General features: G+C 63.6%; 22 protein-coding genes. 9 read left to right on the top strand and 13 right to left on the bottom strand.

The window, feature by feature from the left end; translation table 11 throughout:
* Window position 1: 1 nt before the first annotated feature.
* The 11 genes from ACOZK4_RS00345 to ACOZK4_RS00295 all read right to left on the bottom strand — a co-directional run bounded on the left by ACOZK4_RS00345 (window position 2) and on the right by ACOZK4_RS00295 (window position 8,842).
* Window positions 2-661 carry a glutathione S-transferase family protein gene (locus ACOZK4_RS00345; protein WP_421589862.1) on the bottom strand — a complete coding sequence of 220 codons (660 nt, stop codon included), beginning with the start codon at window positions 659-661 and terminating at the stop codon, window positions 2-4.
* On the bottom strand, window positions 661-1,506 hold the full coding sequence (locus ACOZK4_RS00340; protein WP_421589852.1) for an aromatic ring-hydroxylating dioxygenase subunit alpha: 846 nt from the start codon (window positions 1,504-1,506) through the stop codon (window positions 661-663). The genes ACOZK4_RS00345 and ACOZK4_RS00340 overlap by 1 nt, the downstream gene beginning before the upstream one ends.
* Window positions 1,503-2,144 (bottom strand): Rieske 2Fe-2S domain-containing protein, encoded by a 642-nt coding sequence (locus ACOZK4_RS00335; RefSeq protein ID WP_421589851.1) that lies wholly within the window; start codon window positions 2,142-2,144, stop codon window positions 1,503-1,505. Before ACOZK4_RS00335 ends, ACOZK4_RS00340 begins: the two co-directional genes overlap by 4 nt.
* 124 nt (window positions 2,145-2,268) lie before the next feature.
* Window positions 2,269-2,538 (bottom strand): acylphosphatase, encoded by a 270-nt coding sequence (locus ACOZK4_RS00330; protein ID WP_313530394.1) that lies wholly within the window; start codon window positions 2,536-2,538, stop codon window positions 2,269-2,271.
* Between the two features lie 99 nt (window positions 2,539-2,637).
* The gene (locus ACOZK4_RS00325; RefSeq protein ID WP_421589850.1) at window positions 2,638-3,342 is read right to left on the bottom strand and encodes a GntR family transcriptional regulator; all 705 of its coding nucleotides are present in this window, start codon (window positions 3,340-3,342) and stop codon (window positions 2,638-2,640) included.
* A gap of 146 nt (window positions 3,343-3,488) precedes the next feature.
* The gene (locus ACOZK4_RS00320; protein WP_313530399.1) at window positions 3,489-4,205 is read right to left on the bottom strand and encodes an aspartate/glutamate racemase family protein; all 717 of its coding nucleotides are present in this window, start codon (window positions 4,203-4,205) and stop codon (window positions 3,489-3,491) included.
* A 1-nt stretch (window position 4,206) separates the two neighbouring features.
* Window positions 4,207-4,929 carry an ABC transporter ATP-binding protein gene (locus ACOZK4_RS00315; RefSeq protein ID WP_421589849.1) on the bottom strand — a complete coding sequence of 241 codons (723 nt, stop codon included), beginning with the start codon at window positions 4,927-4,929 and terminating at the stop codon, window positions 4,207-4,209.
* A 3-nt stretch (window positions 4,930-4,932) separates the two neighbouring features.
* Window positions 4,933-5,715, bottom strand: coding sequence for an ABC transporter ATP-binding protein (locus ACOZK4_RS00310; RefSeq protein WP_421589848.1), 783 nt, complete (start codon window positions 5,713-5,715; stop codon window positions 4,933-4,935).
* A complete protein-coding gene (locus ACOZK4_RS00305; protein ID WP_421589847.1) occupies window positions 5,712-6,683 on the bottom strand; it encodes a branched-chain amino acid ABC transporter permease in 972 nt (323 codons plus the stop codon). The genes ACOZK4_RS00310 and ACOZK4_RS00305 overlap by 4 nt, the downstream gene beginning before the upstream one ends.
* 4 nt (window positions 6,684-6,687) lie before the next feature.
* A complete protein-coding gene (locus ACOZK4_RS00300) occupies window positions 6,688-7,557 on the bottom strand; it encodes a branched-chain amino acid ABC transporter permease (RefSeq protein WP_313530408.1) in 870 nt (289 codons plus the stop codon).
* A gap of 97 nt (window positions 7,558-7,654) precedes the next feature.
* Entirely contained in the window at window positions 7,655-8,842 is a 1,188-nt protein-coding gene (locus tag ACOZK4_RS00295; RefSeq protein ID WP_421589846.1) for an ABC transporter substrate-binding protein, read from the bottom strand.
* Between the two features lie 225 nt (window positions 8,843-9,067).
* On the opposite strand from ACOZK4_RS00295, the gene ACOZK4_RS00290 reads away from it, so the two are divergent.
* Window positions 9,068-9,790, top strand: a complete 723-nt coding sequence (locus tag ACOZK4_RS00290; protein WP_421589845.1) for a GntR family transcriptional regulator — start codon at window positions 9,068-9,070, stop codon at window positions 9,788-9,790.
* A 179-nt stretch (window positions 9,791-9,969) separates the two neighbouring features.
* Here the strand turns inward: ACOZK4_RS00290 and ACOZK4_RS00285 are convergent, their stop codons facing one another.
* Window positions 9,970-10,278 (bottom strand): I78 family peptidase inhibitor, encoded by a 309-nt coding sequence (locus ACOZK4_RS00285; RefSeq protein ID WP_421589844.1) that lies wholly within the window; start codon window positions 10,276-10,278, stop codon window positions 9,970-9,972.
* Between the two features lie 226 nt (window positions 10,279-10,504).
* Here ACOZK4_RS00285 and ACOZK4_RS00280 point away from each other — a divergent pair, with 226 nt between their 5' ends.
* From ACOZK4_RS00280 to ACOZK4_RS00255, 6 genes are all read left to right on the top strand, one after another.
* Window positions 10,505-11,047: a flavin reductase family protein gene (locus ACOZK4_RS00280; protein ID WP_421589843.1), complete on the top strand. Its 543-nt coding sequence runs from the start codon at window positions 10,505-10,507 to the stop codon at window positions 11,045-11,047.
* A 95-nt stretch (window positions 11,048-11,142) separates the two neighbouring features.
* Complete coding sequence (locus ACOZK4_RS00275; protein ID WP_421589842.1) at window positions 11,143-12,495, top strand: LLM class flavin-dependent oxidoreductase; 1,353 nt, start codon at window positions 11,143-11,145, stop codon at window positions 12,493-12,495.
* Between the two features lie 10 nt (window positions 12,496-12,505).
* On the top strand, window positions 12,506-13,357 hold the full coding sequence (locus tag ACOZK4_RS00270; protein WP_421589841.1) for an ABC transporter permease: 852 nt from the start codon (window positions 12,506-12,508) through the stop codon (window positions 13,355-13,357).
* A 30-nt stretch (window positions 13,358-13,387) separates the two neighbouring features.
* Window positions 13,388-14,362, top strand: a complete 975-nt coding sequence (locus tag ACOZK4_RS00265; protein WP_421589840.1) for an ABC transporter substrate-binding protein — start codon at window positions 13,388-13,390, stop codon at window positions 14,360-14,362.
* A 9-nt stretch (window positions 14,363-14,371) separates the two neighbouring features.
* Complete coding sequence (locus tag ACOZK4_RS00260) at window positions 14,372-15,142, top strand: ABC transporter ATP-binding protein (RefSeq protein ID WP_421589839.1); 771 nt, start codon at window positions 14,372-14,374, stop codon at window positions 15,140-15,142.
* Between the two features lie 146 nt (window positions 15,143-15,288).
* On the top strand, window positions 15,289-16,059 hold the full coding sequence (locus ACOZK4_RS00255) for an SDR family oxidoreductase (RefSeq protein ID WP_421589838.1): 771 nt from the start codon (window positions 15,289-15,291) through the stop codon (window positions 16,057-16,059).
* Window positions 16,060-16,062: 3 nt separating this feature from the next.
* Here ACOZK4_RS00255 and ACOZK4_RS00250 read toward each other — a convergent pair whose 3' ends face one another.
* Window positions 16,063-17,538, bottom strand: a complete 1,476-nt coding sequence (locus tag ACOZK4_RS00250; protein ID WP_421589837.1) for an NAD-dependent succinate-semialdehyde dehydrogenase — start codon at window positions 17,536-17,538, stop codon at window positions 16,063-16,065.
* A 197-nt stretch (window positions 17,539-17,735) separates the two neighbouring features.
* Between ACOZK4_RS00250 and ACOZK4_RS00245 the strand changes: the two genes are divergently transcribed.
* Together ACOZK4_RS00245 and ACOZK4_RS00240 are read left to right on the top strand one after the other, a co-directional pair.
* Window positions 17,736-17,960 carry a hypothetical protein gene (locus ACOZK4_RS00245; RefSeq protein WP_421589836.1) on the top strand — a complete coding sequence of 75 codons (225 nt, stop codon included), beginning with the start codon at window positions 17,736-17,738 and terminating at the stop codon, window positions 17,958-17,960.
* A 23-nt stretch (window positions 17,961-17,983) separates the two neighbouring features.
* The gene (locus tag ACOZK4_RS00240; protein ID WP_421589835.1) at window positions 17,984-18,685 is read left to right on the top strand and encodes a DUF899 domain-containing protein; all 702 of its coding nucleotides are present in this window, start codon (window positions 17,984-17,986) and stop codon (window positions 18,683-18,685) included.
* Window positions 18,686-18,704: the final 19 nt, after the last annotated feature.

Below are 18,704 nucleotides of genomic sequence, written 5' to 3'. Positions count from 1 at the left end.
GTCACGCCTCGCCCGTTTCGAGCTGCGGCTCGGGCTTCAGTTCATGCAGCCGGTGGATGCCAGGCATTTCGATGAAGCCGGGAAGCGAGCGGAGCCGGCGCGACCACAGGCGGATCGCCGGATAGGGATCGAGCGGCACGCCGCCATCGGGCGCCAGCGCCACGTAGGGGAAACAGGCGATGTCGGCGACGGTCGGCCGGTTCGCTGCCAGGAAGTTCTGTCCGCGTTCCGCCTGCTCGACGAGGCCGAGTTCCAGTTCGCGAAGGGCGGCGATACCCGATGCCTGAAGGGCGCCGATATCGCCGGGCCGAAGCAGCATTTCACGCAGCCGCGCGCCGCCGAGGCTGGCCGTCAGCCGACCGGAGAAGGACAGCCATTGCTGCACGCGAGCGGCCTCTTGTGCATCACTGCCGGCGAGCCAATCCGGTGCCGCTTTCGCCGCGAGATAGACGAGCATCGCGGAGGACTCGGTCAGGAGCACGTCGCCGTCTTCGAGGATGGGGATGGAGCCGGCGGGGTTGAGCGCCAGCAGTTCCGGGCCGCGATGTTCGAGGCCGGGGTGGAAATCCACGGCGCGCAGGTCGAGTTTGACGCCGCACAACGCCGCCATCAGGCGCACCTTGTAGCAGCTCGGCGAGAGAATGTAGTCGTATAGCTTCATCATTGCGCCACCAGCTGCGCGCCATAGGTAAAGTTGTGACGCTTGAGCCAGCGCCGGTAGGCGACGGAGGTCAGGTCCGCGCGCGTCGGCATTTCCATGCCGGGATCGAGCGGCAGGAGACGCGGCACCTGGTTTTCCAGGATCGAGCGGTCCTGCAGGAAGATCGTCTGCTGGAAATGGATGAGATCGGTCATCGGCGTGTCGTCGTCGAACAGCGCCATCCACGGCCAGACGTCGCAGAGATCTTCGGCGAGCGGCTGCACGAAGAGCGTGATGACGTCCCATTCGCTCGGCCGCGGCGGGCAGGTCTTGTAAAGCACGGTGGAGGTCGGTCCGGCCACGCGATACATATATTGCGTGGTGATGCCGCCGCTCGCCGATTTGGCGGCCTGCGGCTGGTAAAACTGCACCTGCGTGGCCCAGACCTCATCGACATCCTCGCGGATTTCGACCTTGTAGGCCTGCACTTCCGTATGCGGCTCGGCGCCGAGAATATCGGTGTGCACGAAGGGAAAATGGGCGATGTCGAGGAAATTCTCGACCGCGCGCAGCGGCGAGCAGCGCACGCGCACCACGCCGACATCGACGAAACGGCGGCCCGGCTGGTCGGCCTCAGGTATCGCAAAGAGTTCTTTTTGCGGATCGCCAAGCGAGGTCCAGACATGGCCGTAGCGCACGCGCACCGGCAGGCTGCGGCCGGTGCTGTCGGTCACCCTGGCGTCGCCGTTTCCATCGCGCGCGACCATGATCGGTTCGTCCATCAGCATGGTCTTGCGGCCGGCCTCTTCGAGCTGGCCGAAAATGCCCACCGGGTACCATTCATCGAGCATGGGGCCTACGGTCATCGGGCGGCTCCCTTCTTCTGGAAGTCCTCGGCCTTGCGGCGAAGGCTTTCGGCAGCGCGCGCCCCTGCGATGCGGGCGGCCGGGCCGGCGTCGGCCGATACCAGCACATGAATGAGGGTTTCGCCATCCTTCGCAGACGACAGCAGCAGGCGTATGCCTTCCGCTTCCAGCAGCCCTTCAACCGTCGCCTTGGCGCCGGCAGCCGCCTCTATGGCGGCAATGCCGGCAAAGGCGGCGAGCGAGCGCAGGGGCACCAGACCGGCAAGGGCAGGCGGCGCGGCGGCGGGCTCGCCGACGGCGACCCAGACCACGCCATCGGCTTCCCTCACCGGATGGGTGACGGTGCGGATCGCTTCGGGCGGCGTCAGTCCCGGATGGGCGGGGATGCGAAGACAGTTCCCGGCCTGTCCGTAGCTCCAGCCGTGATAGATGCAGGAGAGCGTCTCGCCGCGCACGAAGCCGTGCGAGAGGCTCATCCCACGGTGCGGACATCGATCCGCCGAGGCGGCGACATGGCCGGACTGGCTACGCCAAAGGGCCAGCGCGCCGGTGGGAATGCGGGCCGGCATGACGGTTCCCGCCGGCAGATCGGAAGAAAGGGCGACCGGAACCCAAGAGCCCGTCGGCTCCGCAGGCATGAGGATATTTTCCAAGTGACTTCAACCGCTTGATTTTGCAGAAGGCGAAAGATCCCCTCTACGTTTGCACAAACAGTTCCGCATTGGCAAGTTTGATCAAATACAGGAATGGTGGCTTTTCCAGCTATCCACCGGCATTGCTGACGGACCTGCGATCGATGGTTTCAACCCATACGTTAATCGGGCCGAGCAGGCAGCCAACCTCCATCATATCGATGAGCTCCGGCGCACCGGCAAGGTCCACCTCGATGCGGTCCGGACCGCTATGGGTGATGGCCTGGGAAAGGCCGAGCTTGGCGGCATGGCGACGGATCCACGGCAGAAAACTGTCCGCGTCGAGCTCGCCACGGATCGTCATGCGTTCTCGCAAGAGAGTATCGTTTTCACCCGGCATTGAAGGCTCCAACACCATCATCCTCTCCGCAGCATAGCGGCTCGATCGGTTTGTTACAGATTTTTTGGGCGGCGCGATGACGCAAGCAGGCCATGCAGGTCAGAGCAGGCCTTCTGCCACGGCATAGTCCGAGAGCACGTCCTTCATGTCCCGGTCGCTGTCGCGTGGCAGCAGCGCGCGGGCCGAGATCGCGTCGAGATGGTGCATCATCAGCTTGGAGGCGGCATCCGTCTGGCCTGCGATGAGATGCTCAAGGATTTCCTGGTGTTCGGATACGGCACAATCCGAAGAGTGCGGCCGTCCGTATAGCGCCAGGATGAGGGAGCTTCGGGCGACGGTTTCGTTCACATAGCGGATCAGGCTGGCATTTTCGGTCATCTGGGCGAGTATGGTGTGAAATTCGCCGGCAAGGCGGATCGACACCGCATGCTCCGGCTTGGCGGCCTCCTCCGCCGCGATATGCGCGGTCAGCGTTTCGATCTGCGCCTTTGTCAGCTTGCCCGAAAGCGATTCCACGACGAGGCGTTCGAGGGCCATGCGTGTGAGGAAGAGGTCCAGCCCTTCCTCCAGCGTCGGTCGCGCGACCGTCGCGCCCTTGTTGGGCGTCAGGTCCACAAGGCCTTCTTCGCTGAGGCGCACGAGGGCCTCGCGCACGAGCGTGCGGCTGACCCCGAGGCGCTCGCCGAGCAGGTCTTCCGGAAGCTTCGCTCCGGGAAGAAGCGCCTGATCGAGGATCGCGCGCTTCAGGGCACGATGGACAGCAGGCGAGCGCCCCCGGCTGGAATTGGCTGCTTTCGGCGCCATGCGGCAATCTCCCGTCCCGAAAATACGCCCGCAAATTGCATGCCCAGGCCGGCTATGTCCATGGTGAATAAGCCGAACAAGCGTATGAACAATAATATAATTGCTGCCTATGTTTCATCCAGAGCACGGAGACGTGAAGCTGCGTTCTATGCTCCGAATATACGCTCCAGCTTGCTGGCCGGCGGTGGGGCATAGCCGCCGAGACGGGATGTGCGCATGTTGAGGCCGGCCATGGCCTCCGCCATCTTCACCGCGCAGGAGACGCCGTCGAGGACGGGCAGGCCGTGTTCGGCGGCAAGATCGGCCGCGAGGCTCGCCATACCGGCGCAGCCCAGCACGATGGCCTCGGCGCGATCTTCGGCAACGGCGATGCCGATTTCCGCGCTGATCTTCTGCCGCGCATTCGAGCCGGGTTGTTCCAGCTCCAGCACCGCGACTTCCGACGAGCGCACGCGGGCGCAGCGGGCGTCGAGGCCGTAGCGGGCAAGGTTGTGTTCCAGTGCCGGCACGGAACGGGCAAGCGTGGTGACGACGGAAAACTTATTGGCGATCATCGAGGCGAAGTGATAGGCGGCTTCGCCGATGCCGATGACCGGCTTGTCGGTGAGGCAGCGGGCGGCATCGAGGCCGGTATCGTCGAAACAGGCGATGACGACGGCGTCGCAATCGGGGTTGCGACGGATCGTGTCGAGCAGGCCGGCGAGGCTCATCGCCTCGTCGAAATAGCCTTCGATGGAGACGGGACCGTGCGCCGGATTGACGGCGGTGATGTCGGTGCCGGGAGAGGCGGCGGCGCGCGCCGCCTTCCCGATATGGTCCGTCATCGATGCGGTCGTGTTGGGGTTGATGACGAGGATTTTCATGTCAGAGCTCGCCTCCGAGGTAAGCAGCCTTGATGCGGTCGTCGTTCATCAGCTCTTTCGAGTTGCCTGAGAGCGCGATCGACCCGGTGGAGAGGGCGTAGGCACGGTTCGAGATGGAGAGCGCCATGCGGCTGTTCTGCTCGACGAGGAGGATGGAGACCTTCTCGTCGCGGCTGATGGCGACAATGGCGCGGGCGATGTCCTGCACCAGTTTCGGCGCGATGCCGAGCGAAGGTTCGTCCAGCAGCAGGAGTTTCGGACGGGCCATCAGCGCGCGGCCGATCACCATCATCTGCTGCTCGCCGCCGGACATGGTGCTGGCCTGCTGGTGATAACGCTCGCGCAGGCGTGGGAAACGCGTCAGCACGTTTTCCAGCGTCTGCTCGATCTCCGCCTTATCGGTGCGGGTGAAGGCGCCCATCAGCAGATTGTCTTTCACCGACATCAGCGGGAAGGCGCGGCGTCCCTCCGGCACCATAGAGATGCCGCGGCGTACGATCTCGGCGGCGGGCGTGCCGTTCAGCTTCTGCCCCTGGTAGAAGATCTGGCCCGATTTGACGGGCCGGAGCCCGGTGATCGCACGCAGGATCGAGGATTTGCCCGCCCCGTTCGCGCCGATCAGCGCGACGGTTTCGCCTTCGTCCACATCGATCGAGACGCCCTTCAGTGCATAGATGTGGTCGTAGTAGAGTTCGATATTCTCAACGCTCAATATCTTGGTCATGGCTTACATCCCGATCGCCGCATCTTCGGAGCCGAGATAGGCTTCGATCACCTTCTCGTTCTCGCGGATTTCCTTGGGCGTGCCCTCGGCGATCTTCTGGCCGAAGTTTATGCACACGATGCGGTCGCTGATCTTCATCACGGCGGGCATGTCGTGCTCGACGAGAAGAACAGTGACGCCACGCTCGTCGCGAAGGCGGCGGACAAGCCCGACCATCTTCATCGTCTCGTCGTGGTTCATGCCGGCGAAGGGCTCATCGAGCAGGATGACCTTCGGATCGGTGGCAAGGCCGATGGCCATGCCGAGCGCGCGCAGATGCCCCTGCGGCAGGTTGGAGGCGAGCTCGTTGCGGATCGCCTGCAGGCCGAGGAAATCGACGATGTCGTCGGCCGACTTGGCAAACGCCGCCTCATCCTCCTTTGCCTGCCTGGTGCCGATGAAGAAGCCGAAGAGGCTCGCCTTCGAGCGCAGGTGATGGGAGACGATAATGTTTTCGCGCACCGTCATGGAGCGGAAGATCGTCGTTTCCTGGAAGGTGCGCACCACGCCCATCTGCGCGACCTTATGCGGCGCGAGGCTCGAAATGCGCGTGCCGTTGAACAGCACTTCGCCCGATGTCGCCGGCACGAAGGAGGAGATCAGCTTGAACAGTGTCGATTTGCCCGCACCGTTGGGGCCGATCACCGAGAGGATTTCCCCCTTGTTGACGTCGAAGGTGACGTCGTTCACCGCCGTCAGGCCGCCATAGCGCTTGGTGATGTTCTTGATCTGCAGGATCGGGGTCATGCCCGGCCCTCCTTCTTGTCGAGAAGGCTGAGGACACCGTTCGGCAGGACCAGCATGAGCAGGATCATGACGCCGGAATAGATGAGCAGCTGGTATTCCTTGGCGATCGACAGCAGATCCCAGCCGAAATAGAGGAGCAGCGTGCCGAGCATCGGGCCGAAGACGTAACCGAGGCCGCCGAGGAAACAGTACAGCATGAAGTTCACGCTGTCGGCGACCACGAAGGACGACGGGTAGATCGACTGGGCGATGGAGGCGAACATGGCGCCTGCAATGCCGCCGAAGAACGAGGAGATCGCATAGGCGAGCAGTCGGAGATAGGCGGTGTTGACGCCGATCGAGGCCGACAGTTCCTCATTCTGCTGGAGGCTGCGGCAGAGATGGCCGAGCCGCGAATTCACGATGCGCCAGAGCACGAGATAGGTGAGGATCATCAGCACCACGGCCATGACATAGAAGCCGACGCGCGGATTGGAGAGCGTTGCGAAGTCCGGGATGATGGTTAGGCCGAAGAGCGAGAGCGCGCCCGGCTGCGGGATCGAGGTGATGCCCTTGGCGCCGTTGGTGATCGGCAGGGCGAGGGCGGCCAGGCGGGCGACTTCCGTCAAAACCAGCGTGACCATGGCGAAATAGACGCCGCGCAGCCTAAGGATCGGCAGGCCGATCAGCACGGAGATGAAGGCGCAAAAGAGGCCGGCCAGCGGTAATGTCCACCAGAACGAGATGCCGGCCTTCGTGACGAGGATCGTCGAAACGTAGCCGCCGACCAGCGCATAAGCGCCCTGACCGATATTGATGCGGCCGATATAGAAGGTGAGCCAGACACCAGCCGCACCGACGGAGAGCAGAGCGACCGAGGTCAGCGTGTAGTAGAAGTCCCAGCGTCCGGTCGCGTTGATGAACAGCGGAACGAGAACGAAGACGGTGAGAAGGAAGGCTGCGAAGCCGAGAAGTCTTTTCGTGTTCATGACCTTAACCCCACGGCTTGCCCATCAGCCCCTGCGGGCGGACGGCGAGGAAAACCATCAACGTGGCGAAGATGACGAGATAGGTGATGTCGCCATAGGCCGAGAGCACGGTCAGGCCGACGCTCTCCATCATGCCGAGGATGAAACCGCCGGCGATCGCGCCCGAAATGACGCCCGCACCACCGATCATGATCATCAGGAAGGCCTTGACCGAGGTCGGGCCGCCCATGCCGAGATTGACGCCGGTGATGGTGACGAGAAGGCCGCCGACGAGGCCGGCCAGCATCGCGCCGAGCGCAAAGCCGATCATCGAGTAACGGGCGACGTTCACGCCCATCAGCTGTGCCGCCATCTTGTCCTGGGCGAGCGCCCGCATGGCGCGGCCGGTCTTGGAGTAGTTCATGAAGCCGATGAAGACCACGATCAGCAGGATGGCGAGCACGCCGATCAGAATGCGGTCGTACGGCATGATGATGCGCATATCGAGGTTGAGCACGCCGTTGACGATCTTCGGCACGCCGCGCTGCTTTTCGCCGAAGAAGAGCAGGATGACGGCATCAAGGAAGAAGGCGACGCCGGCTGCAAGCAGCATGGTCGATTCATCGCGCTTGGAGCGGCGCACGACCGGCGCAAAGAGGAATTTTTCGATGGCCGCCCCCATGATCGCAAGCACAATCGCCGAAGCGAACAGGCCGACGACGAAGGGCAGGCCGAGCTGGACGACGACCGTATAGGTGACGAAGCCGCCGAAAACGTACATCTGCCCGTGGGCGAAGTTCAGCACGTTCATCAGCGAGAAGATCAGGGTCAGTCCGAGGGCGATCAACGCATATTGCGCCCCGAGATAGAGACCGTTGGCGATTATCTGTTCCATCGTGAGCCTCCAATGGAAGGACGTTCAGGCAAAGGGGACCCGGCCGAACGACGCGGCGCCGTCCGGATCCCCTGTCTCATCAGTGCCTAGGCTCCGATCAGTCGACCTGGCCGACGAACATCGTCTCGAACTTGCCGCCCTTGTATTCGTTCACGACGAGCGGGACGGAAACCTGCCGCTTCTGGCCGAAGGAGGTCATGCCGACATATTTCAGCTTGGCATCGCCCTTCATGAACGGGTTCGGCGCTTCGAACGTGTCCATGGTCTTCTTGTATTCCTCGACATTGTCGATGGCCGCCGGGTTCGCCTTCAGCGTCTCGATGATGTATTCGAGCGCGTAGACCTTGGTATTGGACTCGTCGTTGTACTCGCCGAACATCTTCGTATAGCGATCGACGAATTCCTTCATCGTGTCGCTGGCGAGTTCCGGCGTGGACGCGCCGCCGACCGAGATAAAGCCTTCGGCAAGTTCGCCTGCACCTTCCTGCAGAACGGTCGCATCCTGTCCCGTTTCCGTGGAAATGAAGCCGGTATAGCCAAGCTCGCGGGCCGAACGGATGAGCTGCGGCGCGTTGGCCGGGGAAACACCCGAGAGAACGAGCAGGTCGGGCGACGCCTGGATGACCGGCAGCAGGACCGGCGTGAAGTCGGTCGTATCCACCTGGTAGGTCACGTTGCCGGACACCACTTCAAGCCCCAGCGCCTCGGCGGCGGCAATGCCGGATTCACGCTGGCTGAGCGGGTCGGATTCGTTCGCGGCGACGAAGGCCACCTTCTTCACGCCCTTGTTTTCCTTGAGATACTTATAGATGGCCGGACCAGACTGGTAGTTTGCCACCATGCCGAGGATCGCGTTGGAGGCCGGTGCGGTGAAAAGCTCTTTCGGGAAGGCGTAGGGGAAATACATGATGCCGTTGTGCTCGGCGACCGGGCGCACTGCTGCCGCGCCGTCATCGACATTCGGGCCGACGACATAGTGCACGCCGTCCTGTGCCATCTTTTCCATGCCGGCGATCGCGCGCTTCGGGTCCTTCTGGTCGTCGAAGGGCACGATCTCGATGTCGTAGGTCTTGTCGCCGATCTTCACGCCGCCGAGTTCGTTGAGCCAGGCGGCGCGGGCTTCCATCGAGCGCTGGTTGGAAATACCCCAGGCGGCGGCCGGGCCGGAGGTGACGCCGACGAAGCCGATCTTCAGCTTGGCGTTCTCGGCATGCGCCATCAGCGGCAGAGACAGGAACGTCGCTGCGGCGAGGGCGGAAAACTTCAGGAATGTACGCTTGTGCATGTTGTTCTTCCTCTGGGCCATTGATTTATTTTCTAATGGCTGGTGGGCCGCGAGGGCGGCCACATCAGGCCTTGGCAAAAGCATTCAATGCATTGTTAACAATCCTGTCAAGTGGTCGTGCACAACGCGAGGAAGTTTGATCGACGAAATCGTGGCTTGTTGGTTGATGAAATCGGCCCTATTTAGAAGCCGGGTGCAGCAGAGTGCGCATATCGAGGTGATGCGGTGGTTGATTTGGGGCGGGAAAATCTGATCGAGGCGGAGGAGATCGACGAAAGCGATATCGTCGAGCGTATCTTCGAAGCCGTGGTCGAGCAGAGATTGCCGCCGGGAACGAAGCTCTCGGAATCAGCTTTGTGCGAGGCTTTCGGCGTCGGGCGCATGCGCATCCGCCGCTCGCTTCTGCTGCTGGCCAGCCGCGAAGTTGTCGAGCTTCATGCCAATCGCGGCGCCTTCGTCGCCTCGCCGACGCCCGATCAGGCGCGCGAGGTCTTCGAAGCGCGCCTTGCGCTGGAGCCGAACATCACGCGCCTTGCCGTCCAGCGCGCCAGCGAGGGCGATATCGCGGAACTGAACCGCCTGCTGGAAATGGAATATGTGGCGCACAAGGAGCGGCACCGGCACGACGCGATCCGTCTCTCCGGCCAGTTCCACACCATGCTTGCGCAGATCGCTGGCAATGCGATCCTGATCCGCACGATGAAGGAACTCGTGACGCGCACCTCCCTCATCATCGGTCTCTTCGGCGCGCCGGGCCTGAACAGCTGTCGCGACGATGACCACGCGTCCATCGTTCACGCTTTCCATGCGCGAGACGCCGAAAAGGCGGCCTGGATGATGACGCTCCACCTGAAGCACATCGAAAGCCACCTTCAGCTGGATGCCAAGCCCCATGAGGCGGTCGATCTCGTTCAGTTGTTCACGCAGAAGAATCTCGTCGAACAGTAACGGCCGGTCTGCTTCTCTGACTAGCCGGCGCCGCCTTCCGCCAGGAGCTTTCCGTCGATGAGGACGGTACCCACCGGTGGGCTCGACGGCGCAAAATGCAGAATGCGAACAGACGCGCATGAAAAAGGGGGGGATCCCGTCTGGATCCCCCCTTCGAAACCGTCGAAACGGTGTTTCGGTCAGCCACACATGGCGCGGGTGATCTTTCCGGTCGCCGGGTCGGTCTCGATGGTCACGCGTTCCTGCCGCAGGTCCATCGTCACGCCGTCGCCCGGCTTGATCTGACGCACGATCGTCGCACCCGTCAGCTTCATCGCCTCGGCATCGGAAATCTTGTCCTTGCCGACGAGGGCGTCGGCCGCTTCGCGCTTGCAGACGCCGGATTCTACGATAGCCGCGGCTTCGGGCTCCTTCTCCTTCTGGCAGCCGGCGGCGACGAGAGCGAGAACGGTGGCTGCGAGGGCAGCGGTGTGGCGAATGGCAAACAAGGCGTGTCCTTTCTGTCGAAAGGCGCCATCAAGCAGCCGAATACGGCGACAGCTGGGCATGGACTGACACGTCGGTGCGTAAGGCGGCGGCGAAGTGTCGGGTTTCGCTTAGAGGGAAATGCATATTTTCTATAAAAACAGTCAATTTAGAAAAGTCGTGCCTGCTGCCCCTCGTTTTCGTTTGTTATCCCTATGAGCATCAGACGATTGCAGTGGAGCGGGAACGATGAATGCTCATGCCGAAAACACGCATTTCAATACCCACAACACGACGTTGCTCGACCATCCGGCCGATGCCGACAGCCTGAAGGCGGCCTTGCGGACGCTCGGCGGCGGCGTCAGCATCATCACGGCGGGCGAGGGGGAGGCCCGCACCGGCGCCACCGTCACATCGGCCACCGCGCTTTCGGTCGAGCCTGCACGCATGCTGGTCTCGCTCAACCGCACATCCTCCACCTGGCCCGTCGTCGAACGCTACGGCCATTTCGGTATCAACATCGTCGGCGCGGAACACGAGAGTCTGGCCAACCAGTTCGCCGGCCGGGGCGGCCTGCGCGGTCCTGATCGGTATCGCGGTGGAGAATGGACGACGGCCGTAAGTGGCGCCCCATTGCTCATCGATGCCGTTGCCGCAATCGATTGTACGGTTGAAGAGGCCATCGAGCGGCACAGCCATGTGATCGTCATCGGCAAGGTTCTGTCGATCCGCCTCGGTGCCGGTCATTCGCTGCTCTACCAGGACGGCCGCTACCACGCGGTCTCGCGCTAAGCGCAAAGTCCCTCCGATATCTTGAAATGCTGCAACCCGCCAAGGGCGGGATCGTGAACCTGTGGCCGCGACCGGCCTCCTTGAAAGGACATGATATGACACGCAAGATCAGACTTGGCGCCTTCCTTCCCGGTGGTGGACAGCACGTCGCCGCCTGGCGGCATCCCGACCAGCCGGTGGATGGCGCGACGAGCTTCGAATTCCACAAGCAGCTCGCCCAGACGGCCGAGCGCGGCCTTTTCGACGCCTATTTTCTCGCCGACAATCTTGCCATTGGCTTCGGCGGGGCGCGGGAGGGCGGCAACGCCCGTATCGCCGGCTTCGAACCGGTGACGCTGTTTTCCGCGCTCGCCTCCTTCACAACCAATCTCGGGTTCATCGCCACCGCATCGACGACCTATGAGGAGCCCTTCAACACGGCCCGCAAGTTCGCATCGCTCGACCTGATTTCGGGTGGCCGCGCCGGCTGGAACGTCGTCACGACGACGGGCGACCCGACCGCACAGAACTTCAATCGAGAGACCCAGCTGCCGCATGCCGCGCGCTATCGCCGAGCCGCCGAGCATGTCGAGGTGGTCAAGAAGCTCTGGGACAGCTTTGAGGACGATGCCTTCATCCGCGACAGGGAAAGCGGCGTATTCTACGACCCGGCAAAGCTGCACGAAATCGAGCATCGCGGCGAACATTTCCAGGTGCGCGGGCCGCTCAACGTTCCTCGCTCGCCGCAGGGCCATCCGGTCATCGTGCAGGCCGGGCAATCGGAGGACGGGCGCGGGCTTGCCGCCGCCACGGCCGAGGTGATCTTCACCGCCCACCAGCATCTCGATACGGCGCAGGAATTCTACCGCGACATCAAGGCCCGCGCCCGCGGCTTTGGCCGCAACCCGGATCACGTGCTTGTCATGCCCGGCGTCGCACCCTTCGTCGGCCGCACGCTGGAGGAAGCCCGCGAGAAATACGAGCGCCTGACATCGCTGATCCTCGAAGAGGACGGCGTGGGCCTGCTCAACGGTCTGACCGGCGGCACGCTCGACCTGCGCGGCTACGACATCGACGGCCCGTTGCCGCCCGCGCCGCCGACCGAGGGCATGAAGAGCCGCCAGGCGCTGATCCGCCAGATCGCCGACGAGAACAATTTCTCGATCCGCGAACTCTACCAGTGGATCGCCACGGCGCGGGGCCACTTCACCATTGTCGGCACGCCGGAAACCATCGTGGATACGCTACAGGAATGGTTCGAGAACGAGGCCGCCGACGGCTTCAACATCCTGCCGCCGTGGCTGCCGACCGCACTCGACGATTTCGTCGACCTCGTCATCCCCGAGCTTCAGCGGCGCGGCCTGTTCCGCACGGCCTACGAGGGCACGACGCTGCGCGAAAACCTCGGTCTGCCGTTCCCCATAAACCGCTGGGCCGGCGCGTATGCCGCCGTCCAGGCTGCGGAGTGAGGAGCGAGACATGTCATACGAAAACCTCAACTCCACGCTGGGCGCGGATTTCCGCCTGACGAACCGGCCGCGTCCAGCCTTCGGGTTCGTTTCCAGGCTCAACGCTCTCCTCTCGCCGGTCTTCGCCCGATATGGACTTGTGCTGGCGTTCCTGGCGCTCTGGCAGATTTCGAGCACGCGGGGCTGGGTCAACCCTTCCGTCTTTCCGCCGCTCGACGTCATCGTCTCCGCTCTCTGGGGAAGCCTCGCGAGCGGCGCGCTGCTCGATGACATCGCCATCAGCCTCCAGCGCGCCGGCATCGCCTTCTTCGCCGCTGTTGCCATCGGCGTTCCGCTTGGGCTTGTCATGGGGCAGGCACGCGTCGTCGAACAGGCGCTCGACCCGCTGCTCCAGTTCTTCCGCCAGACATCCGCGCTGGCGCTTTATCCGGTCTTCATCCTGCTGCTTGGGCTCGGCGAGACCTCGAAAGTCTTCGTGATCTTCTGGGCAACGCTGTTTCCGATCCTGCTGTCGACGATCGGCGGCGTGAAGGAGGTAGATACCAAGCTCATCGAAATGGCGCGCACCTATGGCGCGGGCCGCTTCACCATCTTCCGCCGCGTCGTGCTGCCGGCCTCGGTTCCGGCGATCTTCGTGGGCCTGCGCCTCTCCGCCACCACGGCGCTGCTGCTGCTCATCGCGGCCGAGATGATCGGCGCCAACAAGGGCATCGGCTTTCAGGTGATGAACGCCCAGTACAATTTCCAGATCCCGCTGATGTTTGCGGCGATCCTTCTGCTCGCCTTGCTCGGCCTGCTTGCCAATGCCGCGCTCGTGCTTCTCCAGCGCAAGCTCTGCCGCTGGTCGCAGCCAGCCGTCTGAAACCATTCCCCTTTCCGAAAGGACACCGAAATGACCTTCCATTCCCGCAAGTTCCTTCTCTCCGCAGCGCTTTTCCTCGGTTTTGCCGGCGCAGCCTCGGCGGAAGACGTGACGCTCCGCTATCTCGCCAGCCAGGGCGGTCTTTCCGCCCATGAACTCGCCGCCGAACTCGGCTATTTCGAGGGAACCGGCATCAAGCTGGAAAATATCGGCTATGCTGGCGGCGGGCCCGCCTCGCTGATCGCGCTAGCCTCCGGCGATGCCGAGATCGGCAGCGCCGCGACGGCCGCCGTGCTCAACTCCATCGTCAGCGGCAACGACTTCGTCGCCGCCTATCCCTCGAACGGCATCAATGCGGAGGTCCAGTCGATCTTCTATGTGCTGGAGGACAGCCCCATCAAGGAGATCAAGGACATCGCGGGCAAGAGCATCGCGGTGAACACGCTGGGCGCTCATCTCGATTATACGATCCGCGAGGCCTTGCATAAGGAAGGCCTGCCGACGGACGCCGCCAACCAGGTCGTCGTGCCCGGCCCGCAGCTCGAACAGGTGCTTCGCTCCGGCCAGGTGGACATCTCCGCCTTCGGCTACTGGCAAACGACCTTCGAGGGTGCGGCGAAGAAGAATGGCGGGTTGCGCGCCATATTCGGTGATACGGACGTGCTAGGCGAGATCGCCGGTGGCTTCGTGGTGCTGCGGCGCGATTTCGTGAAGGCGCATCCGCAAGCGGCCAGGATTTTCGTGGAACAGTCCGCCCGCGCGCTCGATTATGCCCGCGAGCATCCGGAGGAAACCCGCAAGATCTTCGCGAAGGCCTTGCAGGAGCGCGGCGAGAATCCTGATATCGCTCAATATTTCCGCGGTTACGGTGTACGGGCCGGTGGCCTGCCGGTCGAGCGCGACGTGCAGTTCTGGATCGACGTGCTGGTGCGCGAGGGCAAGTTGAAGGAAGGCCAGCTCGCCGCCAAGGACGTGCTCTTCACGCCTGAAGCCGCGACGAACTGAGGTGGATCCATGAGCCTTTCGTCCCAGACCGTACGGGGAGAGGTGACGATCCGTCACCTCTCGAAATCCTTCGCCCTGAACGGCAAGCCCTTGCCCGTTCTCAGCGATATCAACCTCGATATCCGCTCCGGCGAAAGCCTCGCCATCGTTGGGGCCAGCGGCTCCGGCAAGACGACGCTGCTGCGCATTCTCGCCGGGCTCGACACGGCCGACGGCGGCGATGTGCTGATCGACGGCAAAGCGATCCGGGGCGTGGGCACCGAGCGTGCCGTCATCTTTCAGGAGCCGCGGCTTCTGCCCTGGCTGACCGTGCTTGAAAACGTGGCCTTCGGGCTCGATACGAGCGGTGTAGGTCGTGCGGAGGCGCGCAACCGCGCGCGCCGTTATGTCCAACTGGTCGGGCTCCAGGCCTTCGAGACCGCCTATCCCCGCCAGCTCTCCGGCGGCATGGCACAGCGCGTCGGCATTGCCCGCGCGCTGGCGGTGCAGCCGGAAATCCTGCTGCTCGACGAACCGCTCGGGGCCCTCGACGCCATGACGAAGATCGGCATGCAGCAGGAGCTGACCCGCATCTGGCGCGATGAGGACGTGACGACCATCCTCGTCACCCATGATCTGGAGGAAGCCGTCTATCTGGCCGACCGCATCCTCATCCTGCCGCGCGAGAAGAACGCTGCGCCGCGGCTGATCGACGTCGACCTGCCGCGACCGCGCGACCGCAGTTCGCCGGATTTCGTGCGCTATCGCGAGGAGTTGCTGAACCTCTTCGGTCTGCACTGACGCACGACGATGGCCGCCTCGCTTCGGCGGGGCGGTGCTGCCCGATCGTATGCTCCACGCTTCCGATCCTCGCCTTCCCGCCAGAGATCGGTTACCACGGTGGATCTTCTGAGGATCGTTTTCTCAGCACGTTTCCGGAGTAGGCCATGAGCAGCAACACCTTGTTTTCCCTCGCCGGGCGGGTCGCCCTCGTCACCGGTTCGAGCCAGGGCATCGGCTTTGCCCTTGCCGAAGGTCTGGCGCAGCAGGGGGCGACCGTCGTGCTCAACGGCCGGAATGCATCGGCGGTGCAGGCGGCTGCGGCCACCCTTCGCGACAAGGATTACCCGGCCCATGCCGCGACATTCGACGTTACCGATCCCGCGGTGATCGCGCCGGAAATCGAGCGGATCGAAAACGAGATCGGGCCGATCGACATCCTGATCAACAACGCAGGCATGCAGTTTCGCACGCCGCTCGAGGACTTTCCCGTCGAGCGCTGGGAACAGCTTTTGACGACCAACATTTCAAGCGTCTTCTTCGTCAGCCAGCCGGTCGCCCGCCGCATGATCGCGCGGGGCCGCGGCAAGATCGTCAATGTCGCCTCCGTCCAGAGCGAGCTGGCACGGCCGGGCATCGCGCCCTATACCGCGACCAAGGGCGCGGTGAAGAACCTGACCCGCGGCATGTGCGCCGACTGGGCGAAACACGGGTTACAGATCAACGCGATCGCGCCGGGATATTTCCGCACACCGCTCAACCAGGCGCTGGTCGACGATCCCGATTTTTCCGCCTGGCTGGAAAAGCGCACGCCGGCCGGCCGCTGGGGCAATGTCGAGGAATTGATCGGTGCGGCCGTGTTCCTGTCGAGCGACGCCTCGTCCTTCGTGAACGGCCACACGCTCTATGTCGACGGCGGCATCACCACCAGCCTGTAACCGTCAGATGCCGCCCATGCAGAGATATTTCATCTCCAGATAATCCTCCAGCCCATGGCGGGAGCCCTCGCGGCCCATGCCGGATTGCTTGACGCCGCCGAAGGGCGCGGCTTCCGAGGACATGCGGCCGGTATTGATGCCGACCATGCCATATTCCAGCGCCTCGGCGACCCGCCAGACGCGGCTGAGATTCGAGGCGTAGAAATAGGCGGCAAGACCGTAGATCGTGTCGTTTGCCTCGCGCACCACCTGGTCGGCATCCGTGAAGCGGATGATGGGCGCGAGCGGCCCGAATGTCTCTTCCTGCGCGATGCGCATGTCGCGTACGATGCCGGTCAGCACGGTCGGCGCAAAGAACGTGCCGGCACCCTCGATCCGCTTTCCGCCGCACTGCACGCTGCCGCCGCGTTCGACCGCATCGGCGACATGCGCCTCGATCTTGGCGAGCGCGCGCGTATCGATCAGCGGGCCGATCGCGACATCGGGATCAAACCCGTCGCCGACGGAGAGCGTCCGGACGCGGGCGGTGAACTTTTCGGCGAATTCGTCATGCACGCCGGCCTGGACGTAGAGGCGGTTCGCCGAAACGCAAGTCTGGCCGGCATTGCGGAATTTCGCCTGGATGGCGCCTTCGACGGCCGCGTCGACATCGGCATCGTCGAAGACGATGAAGGGAGCGTTGCCGCCCAGTTCGAGACTGAGCTTCTTCACCTGGTCCGAACATTGCCGCATCAGCAGGCGGCCGACTTCTGTCGAGCCGGTGAAGCTGATCTTGCGCACCTGGGGATGGGTGCAGAGTTCCCGGCCGACGGCATCGCCCTCCGAGGCATAGATCAGGTTGACCACGCCGGGCGGAAAACCGGCCTTTTCCGCCAGCGCGAACATGGCGCCCGCCACCAGCGGTGTCTGTTCCGCCGGCTTCAGCACCACCGTGCAGCCGGCGGCAAGGGCCGGCGAAATCTTGCGCGCGACCATCGAGGCCGGGAAATTCCACGGCGTGATGGCGCCGACCACGCCGATCGGCTGCTTGATGACGATCATGCGCCGGTCGCGCGAGGGCGCGGGAATGGTCTCGCCATAGATGCGGTTCGCCTCCTCGGCATACCATTGCAGATAGGCGGCGGCGTGCGACACCTCCGATTTCGCCTCGGCGAGCGGTTTGCCCATCTCGGCGGTCAGGATGGCGGCGAGATCGTCGGTGTGGCGCACGATCAGCTGGTGCCAGCGCCAGAGCGTGTCGGACCGTTCGCGCGCCGTGCGGGCCGCCCATTCCGTCTGCGCCTCGGTGGCGCGCTCGATGGCGGCCCGTGTCTCCGCGATGCCCATGTCGGGGATTTCCGCGAGCAGCTCACCGGTCGCGGGATTGAACACCTCGAAGGTCGCGCCGCCCGCGGGCAGGCCGAGCCATGTCGGATCGGCGATCGCCGCAAACAGGTCGCGGTTTTCCAGGCGGCGGATGAGGTTTTGCGTCAGGGCCACGGGTGTCCTCCCGGTCACGAAATCAGTGACGCAGAGATATGAGAGCGCAAGGGCGTTCGCAATCGAACAATTGTATCGATTGTCAGCCCTTGGCTGCTCCCCCGGGCACCCCAACCCAATCCCGTCACACTTGTAACTCTCACCCGCCGCGCGGGCGCCGCTAGCGTGTCCCTGGATCGATCATTCGGAGCAGGACGATGACCACGACGGCAAACACCACAAGCGACGGTTTCCACTGGCTCGGCCTGGCGGCAGCGCGGACCTTCACCTTCATGGCGATGGTCTCGCTGTTTGACGGGTCCCAGGCCTCGATCTGCGGTTCCGGCCCCGATCCCTCGCCGCTCGGCAGCATGACGACGATGTACCTGCTGATGGCTCTCTTCCACCTGGCGCCCTGGCTCAAATTCGCCCGGCGTCGCTGACCGACCAACCAAGGAGAAAGACGATGCAACACGAGATTGTTTCCCGCGCCGAATGGCTGAACGCGCGCAAGGCGCTGTTCGACAAGGAACGCGCCATGACCCACGCCCTCGACGAGCTGCGCGCCGAGCGCCGCAGGCTGCCCTGGGTGCGGATCGAGAAGGACTACGTTTTCCAGGGGCCGGACGGGCAGGTCACGCTCGATGCGCTGTTCGGCGAACGCAGCCAGCTCGCCATCTATCATTTCATGCTGTCGCCGGGGTCCGATCACATTTGCCCGGGCTGCTCCTATACGGCGGACCACGCCGATGCGGCGCGACAGCATTTCGAGCATGCCGATCTGTCCTTTGCTGCGGTGTCCCGCGCGCCCGTTGAGCGCATCGAGGCCGTGAAAGAACGAATGGGCTGGACATTCCCCTGGGTTTCGGCCGGCGACGGCGATTTTAGCTATGATTTCGGCGTCTCCTTCACGCGGGAGGATCGGGACGCCGACCGGGCCCTCTACAACTACGGCCTGACGACCATCAAGCGCAGCGCCGACATGTTCGGTCTCAGCGTCTTCGTGAAGGACGAGGACGGCGCCATCTTCCACAGCTACTCGACCTATCATCGCGGGACCGAGCTCCTGATGGGAGCTTTCAACTGGCTCGACCTGACGCCGAAGGGACGCAACGAAACCGGCGGCATCATGAGCTGGGTGCGACTGCACGATCAATACGGAGCTTAGACGCACCGCATAGGAAAGA

Source organism: Shinella sp. M27, assembly GCF_049199905.1.
In the GTDB taxonomy this organism is placed as follows: domain Bacteria; phylum Pseudomonadota; class Alphaproteobacteria; order Rhizobiales; family Rhizobiaceae; genus Shinella.
The sequence above is the reverse complement of the archived record's forward strand: the minus strand, read 5'-3'. Positions and strand labels throughout refer to the sequence as shown.